At 62.1% G+C, this 14,272-nt stretch carries 14 protein-coding genes; 8 read left to right on the forward strand and 6 right to left on the reverse strand.

The genetic code is table 11. The annotated features are described in order from the left end of the window. Positions 1 to 20: 20 nt before the first annotated feature. Positions 21 to 1,451: an outer membrane protein assembly factor gene (locus tag NW848_RS05655; RefSeq protein ID WP_414510722.1), complete on the reverse strand. Its 1,431-nt coding sequence runs from the start codon at positions 1,449 to 1,451 to the stop codon at positions 21 to 23. Positions 1,452 to 1,517: 66 nt separating this feature from the next. Between NW848_RS05655 and NW848_RS05660 the strand changes: the two genes are divergently transcribed. Then, positions 1,518 to 2,861, forward strand: a complete 1,344-nt coding sequence (locus NW848_RS05660) for a bifunctional folylpolyglutamate synthase/dihydrofolate synthase (protein ID WP_414510723.1) — start codon at positions 1,518 to 1,520, stop codon at positions 2,859 to 2,861. A gap of 23 nt (positions 2,862 to 2,884) precedes the next feature. Here the strand turns inward: NW848_RS05660 and NW848_RS05665 are convergent, their stop codons facing one another. Next, positions 2,885 to 5,056, reverse strand: coding sequence for a hypothetical protein (locus NW848_RS05665; protein ID WP_414510724.1), 2,172 nt, complete (start codon positions 5,054 to 5,056; stop codon positions 2,885 to 2,887). A 123-nt stretch (positions 5,057 to 5,179) separates the two neighbouring features. Between NW848_RS05665 and NW848_RS05670 the strand changes: the two genes are divergently transcribed. Both NW848_RS05670 and NW848_RS05675 read left to right on the forward strand, forming a co-directional pair. After that, the gene (locus NW848_RS05670) at positions 5,180 to 5,668 is read left to right on the forward strand and encodes a hypothetical protein (RefSeq protein WP_414510725.1); all 489 of its coding nucleotides are present in this window, start codon (positions 5,180 to 5,182) and stop codon (positions 5,666 to 5,668) included. A 9-nt stretch (positions 5,669 to 5,677) separates the two neighbouring features. Continuing rightward, on the forward strand, positions 5,678 to 6,694 hold the full coding sequence (locus tag NW848_RS05675) for a hydroxyacid dehydrogenase (RefSeq protein WP_414510726.1): 1,017 nt from the start codon (positions 5,678 to 5,680) through the stop codon (positions 6,692 to 6,694). Here NW848_RS05675 and lepB read toward each other — a convergent pair. Further along, positions 6,691 to 7,506: a signal peptidase I gene (lepB, locus tag NW848_RS05680; protein ID WP_414510727.1), complete on the reverse strand. Its 816-nt coding sequence runs from the start codon at positions 7,504 to 7,506 to the stop codon at positions 6,691 to 6,693. The two genes, NW848_RS05675 and lepB, sit on opposite strands and share 4 nt — an antisense overlap. Continuing rightward, the gene (rplS, locus tag NW848_RS05685) at positions 7,506 to 7,859 is read right to left on the reverse strand and encodes a 50S ribosomal protein L19 (protein ID WP_414510844.1); all 354 of its coding nucleotides are present in this window, start codon (positions 7,857 to 7,859) and stop codon (positions 7,506 to 7,508) included. The genes lepB and rplS overlap by 1 nt, the downstream gene beginning before the upstream one ends. Positions 7,860 to 7,975: 116 nt before the next feature. Here rplS and NW848_RS05690 point away from each other — a divergent pair, with 116 nt between their 5' ends. Then, complete coding sequence (locus NW848_RS05690) at positions 7,976 to 8,734, forward strand: hydroxypyruvate isomerase family protein (RefSeq protein ID WP_414510728.1); 759 nt, start codon at positions 7,976 to 7,978, stop codon at positions 8,732 to 8,734. A 105-nt stretch (positions 8,735 to 8,839) separates the two neighbouring features. On the opposite strand, the gene NW848_RS05695 is transcribed toward NW848_RS05690, so the two are convergent. Beyond that, positions 8,840 to 9,046, reverse strand: coding sequence for a WD40 repeat domain-containing protein (locus NW848_RS05695; RefSeq protein ID WP_414510729.1), 207 nt, complete (start codon positions 9,044 to 9,046; stop codon positions 8,840 to 8,842). Positions 9,047 to 9,229: 183 nt separating this feature from the next. Here NW848_RS05695 and NW848_RS05700 point away from each other — a divergent pair, with 183 nt between their 5' ends. The 4 genes from NW848_RS05700 to NW848_RS05715 all read left to right on the forward strand — a co-directional run bounded on the left by NW848_RS05700 (position 9,230) and on the right by NW848_RS05715 (position 13,292). Then, a complete protein-coding gene (locus NW848_RS05700) occupies positions 9,230 to 10,624 on the forward strand; it encodes an aspartate ammonia-lyase (RefSeq protein ID WP_414510730.1) in 1,395 nt (464 codons plus the stop codon). Between the two features lie 152 nt (positions 10,625 to 10,776). Continuing rightward, positions 10,777 to 11,421, forward strand: a complete 645-nt coding sequence (locus NW848_RS05705; protein WP_414510731.1) for an O-methyltransferase — start codon at positions 10,777 to 10,779, stop codon at positions 11,419 to 11,421. Positions 11,422 to 11,437: 16 nt separating this feature from the next. Further along, positions 11,438 to 12,112, forward strand: a complete 675-nt coding sequence (locus NW848_RS05710) for an LON peptidase substrate-binding domain-containing protein (protein WP_414510732.1) — start codon at positions 11,438 to 11,440, stop codon at positions 12,110 to 12,112. A gap of 10 nt (positions 12,113 to 12,122) precedes the next feature. Then, complete coding sequence (locus tag NW848_RS05715; protein ID WP_414510733.1) at positions 12,123 to 13,292, forward strand: class I SAM-dependent rRNA methyltransferase; 1,170 nt, start codon at positions 12,123 to 12,125, stop codon at positions 13,290 to 13,292. A 12-nt stretch (positions 13,293 to 13,304) separates the two neighbouring features. On the opposite strand, the gene NW848_RS05720 is transcribed toward NW848_RS05715, so the two are convergent. Further along, positions 13,305 to 14,195 carry a prepilin-type N-terminal cleavage/methylation domain-containing protein gene (locus tag NW848_RS05720; protein ID WP_414510734.1) on the reverse strand — a complete coding sequence of 297 codons (891 nt, stop codon included), beginning with the start codon at positions 14,193 to 14,195 and terminating at the stop codon, positions 13,305 to 13,307. Positions 14,196 to 14,272 lie beyond the last annotated feature (77 nt).

The raw sequence follows: 14,272 nt of genomic DNA on the forward strand, positions 1-14,272 counted from the left end.
CTCCACCCGGTCCTTCAATCTTAATAGACCCCTGCGAGGCTCAGGTACACGAAGCCGCGTTTCCCGTAGGCAAGGTCGAAGCGAATCAGCCCGATTGGGGAGGCGAATCGCAAGCCCGTGCCGACGCCCGCCCGCACAGGCACTTCTGATAGCTCGGTTCCGCTGCTCCACGCCGCGCCGACATCGACGAATACCGCCGCTTGTACCGCCTCCATCACGGGGAACAGATACTCCGCGCTCCCAACCACGGCACGGTTGCCTCGAAACTCGTCTTGGGCATAGCCGCGCAGCAGGTCGTAGCCGCCTATCCAGAACAGCTCGCTCAGCGGCGCGCCGTCGGACGCAACGCCCGCCACACCACGCAGGACAAGCGTCTGCTCCCGACGCAGGGGAATGTAGTACCGCGCCTCGCCGACGGCGCGCGTGAAGCGGAAATCGCCCGAAACCGCTCGCTCCGCCAGCGCGCTGGCGTACAGCCCCGCGCGCGGGAAGCGACCCTCGCGCGTGTCATAAACCACCTGCACGCCCAGCGCGTCAAAACGCCCCCTATTCGCCGCGCGCAAGGTAGGGGTCAGCAGCGCGTCGGGCGCGTCGTCGTAATCGACCCTGTCGGCGCGGTAGCGCAGGCGCAGTTCGAACAGCTCGCGCCAATCGAAGCCGATGTACGCCGTGACCCCACGCCGCCGCTCATAGCGGCGCACGGTGTCGATATCCGCGTAGAAGACTGGGTAGAACGGCGCGCGGTCATATAGCTCCACGCCGAAGTTGAACGCGCCGGGCAGCGCGCGCGGCGCCTCATAACTCAGCGAGTAGGAGGGACGCAGCGCCTCATATTCGCCCGTCAGCGGATTGCGCACCTGTTCGCGCTGCCACTGCGCACGCACGCGATGCCCCAGTCCACCGACATTCGTCTCTGCCAGCTCAGCATAGCCGACGAAACCTTGCTCGCTGCTATAGCCCGCCGCGACCGCAAAATCGAACGACTGCTCCTCCTCAATCTGCAGGAGCAGGTTCGCCGTACCGACCTGCTCGCCTGGCTCCGCGCCCAGCTTCGCGTCCCGCAGGAACGGGAACCGCCCCATGCGCTGGCGAACGCGCCGTAGCCGCTCTTCGTTGTAGACCTCGCCAGGGCGCACGCCCACCAAGCGACGCAGCACCTCCGTGCGCGTGCGCTTGTTGCCCTGCACCGTGATTTGCGCAATCACGCCCTCGGCGACCTGCACCCGCAGCGCGCCCGACTCGTCCAGCGCGTAATCTGCTACGCGCGCCAGCGTGTAGCCCCGTTGCCGATACCACAGCTCCACCTGCTGCAACGCCTCCCGAATCTGTTCCTCTGTGGGCGTCGTGCCCACAAGCGCGTAAAGCGACGCGCCGACTTGCTCGGGCGGAGCAACTGAAACGCCCTGCAGTTGCACCGAGCGCACTGGCGTCTGGGCAAAGAGACACCCCATCCACAGAATCAACCCGAACAACCCTAAGACCCGCATACCCTTTATTATAGCCCACGCGGTATACTCATGGCGACGCCCATGGACTTTCGAGACGCTGTGCGGTACATCGAGAGCCTCTCGATTCAAGGCTGGCGGCTGGGCAACGCCCGATTCGAGGCGCTCTTGGAACGAGCAGGCTCCCCCCATCTCAAAGTTCCCTGCGTTCACATCACAGGCACGAACGGCAAAGGCTCTACCACGACGATGCTCAGCGCGATTTTGCGTGCGGCAGGCTACCGCGTGGGCACTTACACCTCGCCGCATGTGTTCGACATCCGCGAGCGCGTCCTTATCGATGGCGAGCCGATTTCCCAAGAGTTGTTTGTAGAAGGCATCGCCTTCCTACGCCCGATAATCGAGCGATTGACGGATACCGAGTACGGGCAGACCACCGAGTTCGAAATCAAGACCGCGCTGGCGTTTTGGGCGTTCGAACAGACGCAGATGGACATCACAGTGCTGGAGGTGGGAGTGGGCGGGCGACTGGATGCTACGAATGTGATAGTGCCTGAAGTGAGCGTGATTGTGAGCATCGGGTTAGACCACCAAGACCGCTTGGGTCCGACGCATCGCGATATTGCTTACGAGAAGGCGGGCATCATCAAGCCTGGGCGTCCTGTTGTGAGTGGCGCGATTCCGCCCGACGCGGTTGAGATGATTGCGCAGGTCGCCGCTGCGCAAGGCGCACCGCTCTCTCGTGTGCGGCGCGCGGAGACAGCAGGCGACTGGCGCGCGGGTAGCAACGACTTTCTGTATATGCCGTTGCCCTCGCCGACCGATTCGGCGGTGCGCGTGCGTCGCGGCGCGTGGGAAGTCGCGCTCCAGCCCGCGCTGATTGGCGACTACCAGCGGCATAATGCGGCGTGCGCTACCGCGGCGGCAGTGTTGCTGCGCGAACGAGGCTACACGATACCCGACCGCGCGATTGAGCAAGGGGTACGCGAGGCGCGTCTGCCTGGACGGCTGCAAGTGGTGGGCGAGTCGCCGTGCGTGGTGCTGGACGGCGCACACAACCCCGACGCCGCTGCCGTGTTAGCGCGCGCCGTCCCGCGCCTGTTCAAGTACCAGCGGCTCATCCTCGTCATCGGAATGCTTACTCCGCACGAACCTGCGGATACTTTGCGCCACCTGCTGCCCCTTGCGGACGCCGTCGTCTTCGCCCCGATTGACCACCCGCGCGCCCACACGACGGAGACCCTGCTCCAGAGCGCGCAGGCGTGGCTGGCGAGCAAGCCCAACCGCGCGCCGCGCACGCTGCTGACCGCCTTTAGCCCCCAAGACGCCTTCCAGCGCGCCCTCGACCTCGCCGACGCCGACGACTTGGTGCTGATTACAGGCTCCTTCTACCTCATCGGCGCATGGAAACGATGAGCGGAGAACGCCCCGGCGCACGCTCAGAAAATCGGCTTCCAAACAACGCCTCCCGCGCGCGGCAGCCCGCTTATAAAGAACAAGACACCGCCTGGCAATGAAGGGTCGGACACATTGAAGCGCAGTTCCCACCCTCCATGCCGACGCTCCAACACCACTGCGTCAAGGAACTCGTCCATCGGCAGCCGACCAGTCAGCATATCAAACCACACTTGATCGCGCCTATCGGCGATGTAAAAGCCCTCAGCGGCAAGCGAGGTTAGCGCCCACAACCGGAACACCTCCGCGAGGCGCGCTTTCGCAGAGGCGGGCAATCGCCCCAGAGGAATCGGGATGACATCCGCCCATCGCGGCTCCTGCAAGAGCCGTTCCCGCTCAGAGGCAGGCAACTGTTCCAAAATGTGCCAAATCAACCACGCCTTTCCATAGGCTGAGGCAAAATCGGCGTCGATAAGGAGTGTCTTGCCGTCGCGCAGCCATTCAGGAATGTATCCTGAACGGTTCACGAGCCGTGCAGCCTGAAGAGGTGTGAGCGATTGGTAGAAGAGGTTCCAGTCGGCGGCAGCCCCATCCGATAAGACGAGCCGACGAATAGGGGCAACAGGAACGCGCTGCAACCGATTCAGAAACGCAACGAAGTTCCGCAGCGTCCACACCGTCTCGTAGCGGTCTAACAGCGCCTCGGCATACTGGGTGTGTTTGCGGAGCGCTTCGTGGATTGGGGTGCTTTCCTTCACATACAGCCGCAACGCCATGCACCAGCCTGTGGGCGCGTCCCAAGTCATCGCCTTCTCCACAGCAATCTCTTGGTTTTGCAGTTGCGCCCACTCGTGAAGTCGCTCGTAGATGGAGTGGCTTCGGTCACCAGCGCGCGGCGGAAACTGGCGCAATACAGGCTCCTCCAGAAGCGAGTGGTGCTGTCGCAACGCTTGCTGAAGCCGCTGCTGAAGCGGGGGCGCTGCTTTCTCGAACAAGCGCGAGAGAGTGTCATGCGAAAACGCGAGGTGGGCACTCTCATCGAAAAATATCCTTCGCTCACGCGGCGGCTTGGGGTGCAAGAGAATGTAGCGGCAGCGGACGCCGTAGCCAATCATTGACTCGTACCACTGAACCGTCGCCAGCAACTCGATTCGTGTCGTTGCTGGAGCGTCTGGCAGAAATAGCACGCCTTCCGCATCGCCTAACCAAAGCGCCAACGATTCCGTATCTACCTCCAGCGTGTAGACTTGCGCAAGCGCCGATTGCTCGAGGGCGTTTTGAAGGTTGAGCGGCGGGTGCAGTCGCTGAGCGATGGTTGCATGGACATGCTCTTGCAAGATTTTGAGGAGTTTCCCGCACTGGTTGCGAAGCGCCCACACCATCCGATGAGAGGGGTCGTCGAACCAGTGTTTGCCATAGCGCGTGGACCACTCGGATTGGGGCAGGCGCGCGTGCTGCTCGGCTAAGCGCAGCAGGGAGGGGTGTATCCCGAAGTCGCGTATCGAGTAGTTCTCAAGGAAGCGTTCAATCACTCGTTGCCAATCGATCGGCGGGCGTTCGTAGGGCTTTCGCTGCTGAGTAATTGGTGAGGATGGGTCTACTTGGAGGACGCATAGCGGTTCACGAGGAATCCCTTCCGCGAACGCCTTTTGGAACTGTTGTAGGTTGCGCCAGTTCGCGAACAGCTCTTGGAACGGCGCGCCACGCAGCAGCTCGACCGTCTCCATGAGCCGCTGATATTCGTAGCGCGCCAACTCTGGGTCGCGCGAAAAGGTTTTTCCGAACAGGCGCGACGCCGAATCCATTGTAATTTGCTCGATTGGAACACGGGACTGGGCGATCCTCTGGAGAACGGTTCTTTGCGCCCGAAGTTCCGCATTTAGTGTGCGCGCCAATGCTTCTATCAGACGCGCGTCCTGCTTCCGCAACTCTGAGGGGCGTGCGAGAACCCATCGGTCATCGCCCTCGCCCGCAGGACGAAACTGTATCTCAAGTGTGTTCTCCAGAATCCTGCGCGTTTGGTTCCAGTCGCGCGGCTTCAGGTGCAACAGCACTATCGCATTATTGAGATCAGGGGAACACACAACGCGCCTGCCGCCGACCGACATGCGCTGGGCAATGTCCTCGTAGGAGTAGTAGCCTATCGGAAAGCTCACCGTTTGCCCGCCTGCCACTGCGAGCGTCGCTATCACCCCAACCAAAGCCCCATACCGCATGGCGATTCCTCCACTGTTTTAGACGCTTTGATTTTACCTCGCGTTCTCCCGTGCATCGGCGGGGGTTCCGTCTCACGACACAGATGTTCCTACGGATGGTGTATAATAGGGCTGGGTGGCGCGATGAAGACGATTGGGCGATTCTCGCCGTATCTGGTGATTCTGCTGGCGGTCGCAGGATTGTTGGGCTGGGCGCGTACCGAGCAACGACGCGCCGAAGAGGCGCAGTACGAAGGCATCGAAGTGCGCGAGCCTGTATGGAACGACCGCCTGCCCGCCGTGCGACAAGAGACGCTCCAGCAACCGACAGACGAAGCGAAACTGCGCACGCTGACAGACCGATTGACCCACCATTACCGCGAATTAGACGCCCCCCTGCGCTTTAAGGTGATTCAGACCGACGACGGCGCGCTCGCGTTGCGCTTGAACGCGGCGGCGGCGCTACCCCGCTGGTACACCGCACGCGCTGCGCGACTGGGCTACGATGAAGCGACCCGCGCACTCGGACGCGAAGTACCTGTGTATATCTACGAGACCTACATCGTCGGGAAGGCGCGGCTGATTGGCATATGCCGCGCTCACAATGGCGTCGTGGAGGTTGCCCTACAATAGGAGACGCGCATGCGTGTGGCTTTCTTCGACTTAGAGCCGTGGCAGCCCGATTACTTGCACGCAGGACTCCAACGGCTGGGTATTGCCGAGCGCGTGCAGGCAGCGTTTTTCCAAGACCACCTGACCCCCGACACCACCACAGAGTACGCCGACTTCGAGGCAATTGTGGTCTTCATCTGGACGAAGGTAAGCGGCGCAATCATCGAGGCGTTGCCCAACCTGCGCCTGATTCTCACGATGTCCACAGGCTACGACCATATCGACTTGGGGGTGTGTCGGGCGCGTGGGATTACCGTGTGCAATGTGCCCCATTACGGCGAGAACACCGTTGCGGAACACACCTTCGCGCTGATTCTCTCGCTCTCGCGCAAGTTGCACGCGGCGTATTTTCAGGGGCTGCGCGGCGAGTTTCGTATCCGTGAGTTGCGCGGCTTCGACCTCTATGGCAAGACGCTGGGCGTGGTGGGCGCGGGCAACATCGGGCTACATGTGATTCGCATCGCGCGCGGGTTCGGCATGCGCGTGCTGGCGTATGATGTGCGCCCGCACCCGCTGCTGGCGGAGGTGCTGGGCTTTACCTACACCGACTTGGACACACTGCTTGCCGAGTCGGATATCGTGTCGCTTCATGTGCCTGCGCTGCCTGAGACCTACCACCTCATCAACCGCGAGACGCTCGGCAAAATGAAGCGTGGCGCACTCCTGATTAACACCGCGCGCGGCAGCGTGGTGGACACGGAAGCCCTACTGTGGGCATTAGAGGAAGGGATTCTGGCAGGCGCGGGGCTGGATGTGATAGAAGGCGAGGAGTATATCAAGGAGGAGAGCGCGCTGCTGAAGATGCCGCTTGCCGAGCAGACGCTCAAGCAGGTCGTGCAGGCGCACCTACTGCTCCGACGCGACGATGTGGTCTTCACCCCGCATATCGCCTTCAACAGCCACGAGGCGGTGCAACGCATTCTGGACACCACTTTGGAGAACCTGAAGGCGTTTCTGGAGGGGCAGCCGCAGAATACGGTCTGCTAATCCACCTTGGGCAACTCACTTCGATTCGCGGGACCAATCCGATTCGGCGGCCAGAACACAAAGAGCGCTCTACCTACCACGCGCTCGGCGTCCAGCAAGCCCCAGTGATGCCCGTCGCTGCTGTTGTTGCGGTTGTCGCCCAGCATGAGGTACTTGCCTGGCGGAATCGGCTGCGAGGGCGTGCGCAGCACCTTCTGGCGCTCCGCCTCGTTGAACACGGGCTGGCGCATGGTGCCCTCGCCACCTTTCCAGATGTCGCCGAAGTCGTTGTATTCGTACACCCAGCCGTCGATGATTTTCATCGAGTATTGCGGAATACCATTCAGGTACGGCTCGTTCAGCAACTTGCCGTTGAGGTACAGCCCCTCGCCCGCTTTGACCTCGATAATGTCGCCGGGCAGTCCAATCAGCCGCTTCACGAAGTCGGTCTTGCCAGGCGTCTGCCACGGGTTCAACGCCCAGTCGGGCGCGCGGAACACCACGATATCGAACCGCTTCGGCTCGCTGAAGCGGTAGTTGTATTTGCCCACCATCACCACATCGCCCACACGCAGGGTGGGAACCATCGATTCGGAGGGGATGTAAAACGGCTGGGCGATGTACGGACGGATAATGAGGTAGACCAAGATGCCCGCGTAGATGATGGCGTCCAGCAGGTTGTTGACGAACCGCGCGAGGCGGTTCTGCAGCGGCGCGATAGCCAGCCGTATCACTGTGCAGACCGCCATCGCCAGCACGACGGTCGCAATCGGCAGCCGCGCCAGCGTTTCGATCCAAGTCAGCGGTCCCGACGGGGGCGTGAACGGCTCCATCAGCGGCTCATGTCCTCTTTCAAGCGCGCCTCTTTGCTCGACAGGTTGCGCAGGTAATACAACTTCGCGCGGCGCACCTTCGCCTTGCGCACGACCTCAATCTTTGAGACCATCGGTGAGTGAATCGGGAAGGTGCGCTCCACGCCGACGCCGTATGACACCTTGCGCACGGTAATCGTGTCGGCGATGCCGCGATGCCTGCGGGCAATCACGACGCCCTCAAAGACCTGAATACGCTCCTTGCCGCCCTCCACGACGCGCACATGCACGCGCACCGTGTCGCCAGGGCGAAACTCCGGCACATCCTGCTTCAGATAGGGCTGCTCCACTTCCTGCAAGACCGTGTGGTTCATCATAGCACCTCGCTTTTTGCGTCTCTACGCGCGCGATAGGATACCCCATGCGCGAAAGTAAAGTATACCCCAGCAATGCCCCGCGCAGGTATACTCTTGCTATGAGAGGTGGACGCATGCGACAGGATATTTGCTGGTGGTGCTTTCACGGGCGCGTGGAACCGAAACGGCTGATTGCCGAAGCGAAGCGCATCGGCTACGAAGGCTTCGAACTCGTGCCCGAACCGCTGTGGGATATGGTCAAGGAAGCCGGCATGCATATCGTCACGCACGGCGGGCACGGCACGATTGAAAACGGGATGAACGACCCGCGCAACCACAGCCGCATCGAGGACGAACTGAAGGCGACCATCGACAAGGCGGTCAAGTACGAAATCCCGATTCTCATCTGCTTTTCGGGCAATCGGCGCGGTCGCCCCGACGAGGAGGGCATCGAAAATACCGTCGCCTGCCTCAAGCGCGTTGCCCCTTACGCCGAACAGAAGGGCATCACGCTCGCGCTGGAGATTCTCAACAGCAAGGTCGACCACCGCGATTACCAGTTCGACCGCATGCAGTGGGGCGTGCGCGTGGTGGAGCAGGTCAACTCGCCGCGCGTGAAGATTCTGTACGACATCTACCACGCGCAGATTATGGAAGGCGACATCATCCGCACCATCCGCGCCCACCACGACAAGATTGCCCATTACCACACGGCGGGCAACCCTGGACGGAACGAGATTGACGACACGCAAGAACTCTACTACCCCGCGATTATGCGCGCCATCAAGGAGACGGGCTACACAGGCTGGATTGGGCAGGAGTTCGTGCCGAAAGGCGACCCGATTGCCGCCCTGCGGGATGCTTTCGAGCGGTGTCAACCGCGCACGGGGTGAACACGACAATCTACACCCCTCTCCCACGCAGTGGGAGAGGGGTCAGGGGTGACGGCTAACACCCACTGCCGAAGTTGAACAGCACCTCCAACAGGTCAGCGTCGTCTACCCTGCCGTTGCGATTATGGAATACACTCCCGTGCTTGTTTCTTGGTCATAGGTCTGCAGCAGTGCGCCATCCGACACGCACCCTATCCGAATGGTGCGATCCCAACTCCCCGACGCCAGCCACGCGCCATCAGGAGAAAAGGCAACCCTGTAGACAGCGCTGCTGTGCCCCCACGAATCCATTTGCAATATGATACCCAACATGCAGATGGGGCAGGCACAAGACCTGTCCCTACAAGGTTGGCGTCGCCGCACCCCGTGGGGGCAACCCTTGTGGTTGCCCGTTGCCTGCGTCGAAAATACACTGCATATGCACTTATTACAACCCTTCCAGCATAAGAACCGCCCTGCGTGCGCTATCGGGTACACTTGTGCGGAGGTTGTGCGATGGCGACACGAATCGAGCGCGATGCTTTAGGCGAACGCGAACTGCCCGCCGAGGTCTACTGGGGTCTGCAGACCCTGCGAGCGCAAGAGAATTTCCCCATCAGCGGTATCACCGAACCCCCCGTGATAATCGAGGCGTATGTGCTACTCAAAAAGGCGGCGGCGCAGGCGAACACGGAGCTGGGATTAATCCCCGAACCCATCGGGCGCGCGATTATGCAAGCCGCCGACGAGATTTTGCAGGGCAGCCTGCGCGACCAGTTCCCGACCGACATCTTCCATCAGGGCGCGGGCACCTCGTTCCATATGAATGTCAACGAGGTGCTGGCGAACCGTGCGATCGAGATTCTCGGCGGGCGCAAGGGCGACTACACCATCGTCCACCCGAATGACCATGTGAACTTCGGGCAGTCCACCAACGATACCTTCCCGACGGCGATGCGCATCGCCGCGCGCCTTGCGTTGCGCAATCTCTTCCCTGCGTTAGACGCGCTGACCGACGCCTTTGCGCAGAAGGGCAGGGAGTTCGACCATGTGCTGAAGTCGGGGCGCACGCATTTGCAGGACGCCGTGCCGATTCGCTTGGGGCAGGAGTTCGCGGCGTATGCGGCGACGCTGCGCAAGTGCCGCCGCGTGCTGGAGTTCGCCGCCGAAGCCGTCGAGGAACTCGGCATCGGCGGCAGCGCGGTCGGCACGGGGCTGAACACGCACCCCAAGTACCGATTCCGCGTCGTGGAGCTGCTGCGCGTGTGGACAGGGCTGCCGTTCCGACCCGCAGACGACCTGCGCGAGGCGATGCAGAGCCAGATGCCCATCCAGCTCGTCGGCTCCGCCCTGCGCACCCTCGCGCTGGAGCTGACCCGCATCGTGAACGACCTACGCCTGCTCGCGTCGGGCCCCCTCACAGGCTTCGCCGAAATCACCCTGCCCGCCGTACAGCCTGGCAGCAGCATCATGCCCGGCAAGGTGAACCCCAGCATCCCCGAAATGGCGAACATGGTCTGCTTCCAAGCGATTGGCAACGCGACCACCATCGACTACGCCGTGCAGGCGGGGCAACTGGAGCTGAATGTGATGATGCCCGTCATGGCGTACAACGCGGTCTACACCATCCAGATTATGACGAACATGATGCGGCAGCTCGATGAGCGGTGTGTGCGCGGGATTGTCGCCAACGAGGAGAAGTGCCGCTGGTACGCCGAGACCAGCCCCAGCTTGGCGACCGCGCTGAACCCGTATGTCGGCTACGCCACCGCCGCCGAAGTGTTCAAGCAAGCCTTGCGCGAAGGACGCTCGATTGTCGACATCGTGCGCGAGCGCAACCTGCTCACTGAAGAGCAAATCCGCGAGGTGTTCGACCCGTACAAAATGACCGAGCCTAATCTGGGAGATTAGAGCGGTTCCTAAACGAGACCTTATACCAACTGCGCATCCAGAGTTCACAATTGCCCAGAGGGGAGTCGTGCGTAGACCCTTTTGGGGTGCTAAGGGTCGCGGTGAGATAGAACCGCCGCGTGATGACCAAGCGCGTCAGGTAAAATCGCGCTATGGACGGCTTGTATCATCCCGCGCTGACGGCGTATTTGGAGGGCTTGGTGGATCGCCCGCACCCGCTGCTTTTGGAGATGGAACAGCGCGCCGCCGAGACGAACTTCCCGATTGTCGGTCCTGTGGTAGGACAGTTGTTTTACTGGCTGACGCGGTTGACGGGCGCGCGGCGTGTGTTCGAGTTGGGCAGCGGCTATGGCTACTCCACGGCGTGGTTCGCGCTGGCGATGCGCGCCAACGGCGGCGGGACGGTGCATCACACGGTCTGGGACGCTGACCTGTCGCGCCAAGCGCAGGAGTACCTCGCGCAGATGGGACTCAGCGACCTGATGACCTACCATGTCGGCGAGGCGGTGGAGACGCTCCAGCGCGTCGGCGGCGAGTATGACATCATCTTTTGCGATATCGACAAGGCGGGCTACCCCGCGTCGCTGCCTGTGGTGAAGCGACACCTGCGCGTGGGTGGGCTAGCACTTTACGACAACGCGCTCTGGAGCGGGCGCGTGTGGGATGCACAGGACACTTCGGAGGCGACAGATGCAATCCGCACACTCACCCAACAGATGACGCGCGACCCCGACCTACGGACCGTGCTGCTTCCGATGCGCGACGGCGTGCTGGCGGCGATAAAACTGCGTCCATAGGGTACAATTCGTTAGAGTGAACGAGTCGATCTGGACGATACCGCTGTTTCCGTTGGAGACAGTGTTGTTTCCGTACACGGCGCTGCCGTTGCACATCTTTGAGCCGCGTTATCGGGAAATGGTGATGCACTGTCTGGAGACCGATTCGCCGTTTGGGGTGGTGCTGATTCGTGAGGGTCGTGAGGTCGGCGACGCGGAAGTGCAGGTGCATGAGGTCGGCACGCTGGCGCGAATCGGGCGTCTGCGCCGTCAGCCCGACGGCAGGCTGCACCTGCTGGCAATCGGCGAGGAACGGTTCCAGATTGTGCGCATCATTCGGCACGAGGCGCCGTACCTAAAGGCGCATGTGCGCCTGTGGCGCGACCACGAGCCGTTCGACTGGGACGCGGAACAGCAATACGCGGACACGGTCGCCCAGCGGTTTCGGGAGTTCCTGCGGATGGCGCTGGACGCAGGCGGGCTGCGCGTGGAGCAGATCGAGTTGCCCCGCGACCCGACTGCCCTGTCGTTCGCGATTGCAGGTACACTCCAGCTGGAAATGCCCCTGCGCCAATACCTGCTGGAACTGCAAGACGCCCGCGAGCGACTGCGGCTCGTCGATCAAATCTTGGAAGCCATCATAAGCGCGTTCGCGTCAGAGATTCAGCCCTACAACCCTGACCACTGGCGCGAGTATGTGAATCGGAATTGAGAGGCAGGCAATGATTGAGGGAACCGTTAAGATTGTTGGAGGTCGTGAAAAGAAGCTGCAGCACGGCTATCCGTGGGTGCAGCGCGGCGAAATCTCGGAGGTATCAGGCGCGCCGACGCCTGGTGGGTTAGTGCGTATCGTCAACTTCCGCAACGAGGCGCTCGGCGTCGGCACTTACAACCCGCAGAGCCGATTCCCTGTGCGTCTGCTGACCACCGAAGACGAACCGATTGACCGCGCGTTCTTCGAGCGGCGACTGGAGCGCGCCCTGCGCTATCGCCAGCGCGTCGTGCAGGACACGAACGCGATGCGCCTGCTGTTTAGCGAATCGGACGGGCTGCCTGGACTGATTGTCGACCAGTACGCCGACTACTTGGTCGTGCAGGTACGCACGCTGGGCATGGAGCGGCTACGCGAGCTGTGGCTGCCGACACTGATTGAACAGTTGGAGCCGAAGGGCGTTCTCGAACGCAGCGAGATGGCGAGCCGCGCGGAGGAAGGACTGGAGCCTGTCGCAGGCGTGCTGCACGGCGAAGTGCCCGAAGTTATCGAAATCGAGGAGAGCGGGCTGACCTTCCTTGTGCCCACCGACGCAGGGCGCAAGACAGGCTTCTACTTAGACCAGCGCGAGAACCGTCGCCGTCTGGCGCAGCGTGTGCAACCTAGCGAGCGCGTGCTGGATATGTTCTGCTACACGGGCGCGTTCGCGCTCTACGCCGCGCGTGCAGGCGCGTATGCCGTCGGGGTGGACATCCTGCCCGACGCGATTGACCTTGCGGAGGTGCATGCCCGACGCAATCGGCTGGAGGCGCACTGGATTGTAGAGAACGCCTTCGACTGGCTGCCCCAAGCCGCCGAGCAGGGCGCACGGTTCGACTGGATTGTGTTAGACCCGCCCGCGATTGCCAAGCGCCAAGACCAGAAAGACTCGCTGCGTTGGGCGATTTGGAAGTTGGTCTACAACGCGCTGCCGCTGCTGGCGGAGGGCGGGCGGCTGGTCGTGTGCAGCTGCGCCTACCAGATGAACCTGACCGAGATGCTCGACACCGTGCGCTTAGCCGCGACCGACCGCAACACGCCGCTCTTCGTGGAAGAGATTACCTTCCAAGCGCCTGACCACCCGTACCTGCTTCAGTTTCCAGAGAGCCTGTACCTGAAGTGCGTATGGGCGCGGGTGTGAACGGAGTGGGCGTTAGTCCCACTCCTCGCAGAAGTTCGGGCGCGGGTAGCACATCAGCAGCATGCGGTTCGGGTTGCCCTCTTTGGGGCGGCTGGGCCAGCCGAAGAAGCTCTGCCGCTCGTGGTAGACCCCGCCCTGAATGAACCAGCGCGGCATCAGGCGGTTATCAATCGTTATTGGGCGCGCCGTGTAATGGGCGACATCGCCTCTGCGTCGCGCGTCGGGTTCAAGCCGCGTGTGGAACGCCCGCACATGCCCATCCACGAAGCTCGCCTGACCCTTGCCCCGATAGCGCGACTCCTGCCCCTGAATAACCCGATTGGGCACGCGGGCAGAGAGGCTGTGGCGCGGGTCTACCCCACTCATCGGCTCGAACCCTGCGCCCGAATGGCTGACGCCCAGCCAGCCGTCGAACCAGAAGCCTGTAGATGCAGGAAACGGCAGCCGCGCCAAGCTCACAGGCGGCACCTCAGGATAGGTCGCCGCGTTCACGGTTAGGCACCAGTTGGGCATCAGCGACGCCTGTGCAGGCTCATCCACACAAAGCGGACATCCGACGCCTCGCACTGTGCGCATCGCAGTGAGGTCAGTCGGCTGCAGGTCAGCAGGACACAGCGCGACGCGATGGTCGCGTAGGTAGGGCTGCAGCAGACCCCATACCGTGCGCAGGCATGCCCCGCTCCCACGCGCCATCCGATAAAACGCCAACGGGAAGCACTCGTCGTAGTCCTGCGTATAAAGCAGGGTCGCCTTGCTCAGTTGGCGCAGGTTCGAAGCACACACGCTCGCCTTGCTTGCATGGCGCGCCGTCGTGAACACGGGAAACAGCAACGCCGCCAGCACGGCGAGAATCGCTATCACCACCAGCAGTTCCACCAGTGTAAAGCCACTCTGTCGACACATAGACATTACCCCCATTAGCAGTGCGCCGTGGCGCACGCGAATCGATGGGAATCAGCGAAGGTCTTTCGCGGCAACGA

Source organism: Synechococcus sp. RC10A2 (genome assembly GCF_047502605.1).

Coding starts and splice junctions, on each gene's coding strand:
- NW848_RS05655 (WP_414510722.1), bottom strand. CDS start 1,451: ATGGGGTGTCTCTTTGCCCAGACGCCAGTGCGCTCGGTGCAACTGCAG.
- NW848_RS05660 (WP_414510723.1), top strand. CDS start 1,518: ATGGCGACGCCCATGGACTTTCGAGACGCTGTGCGGTACATCGAGAGC.
- NW848_RS05665 (WP_414510724.1), bottom strand. CDS start 5,056: ATGCGGTATGGGGCTTTGGTTGGGGTGATAGCGACGCTCGCAGTGGCA.
- NW848_RS05670 (WP_414510725.1), top strand. CDS start 5,180: ATGAAGACGATTGGGCGATTCTCGCCGTATCTGGTGATTCTGCTGGCG.
- NW848_RS05675 (WP_414510726.1), top strand. CDS start 5,678: ATGCGTGTGGCTTTCTTCGACTTAGAGCCGTGGCAGCCCGATTACTTG.
- lepB (WP_414510727.1), bottom strand. CDS start 7,506: ATGGAGCCGTTCACGCCCCCGTCGGGACCGCTGACTTGGATCGAAACG.
- rplS (WP_414510844.1), bottom strand. CDS start 7,859: ATGAACCACACGGTCTTGCAGGAAGTGGAGCAGCCCTATCTGAAGCAG.
- NW848_RS05690 (WP_414510728.1), top strand. CDS start 7,976: ATGCGACAGGATATTTGCTGGTGGTGCTTTCACGGGCGCGTGGAACCG.
- NW848_RS05695 (WP_414510729.1), bottom strand. CDS start 9,046: ATGTTGGGTATCATATTGCAAATGGATTCGTGGGGGCACAGCAGCGCT.
- NW848_RS05700 (WP_414510730.1), top strand. CDS start 9,230: ATGGCGACACGAATCGAGCGCGATGCTTTAGGCGAACGCGAACTGCCC.
- NW848_RS05705 (WP_414510731.1), top strand. CDS start 10,777: ATGGACGGCTTGTATCATCCCGCGCTGACGGCGTATTTGGAGGGCTTG.
- NW848_RS05715 (WP_414510733.1), top strand. CDS start 12,123: ATGATTGAGGGAACCGTTAAGATTGTTGGAGGTCGTGAAAAGAAGCTG.
- NW848_RS05720 (WP_414510734.1), bottom strand. CDS start 14,195: ATGTGTCGACAGAGTGGCTTTACACTGGTGGAACTGCTGGTGGTGATA.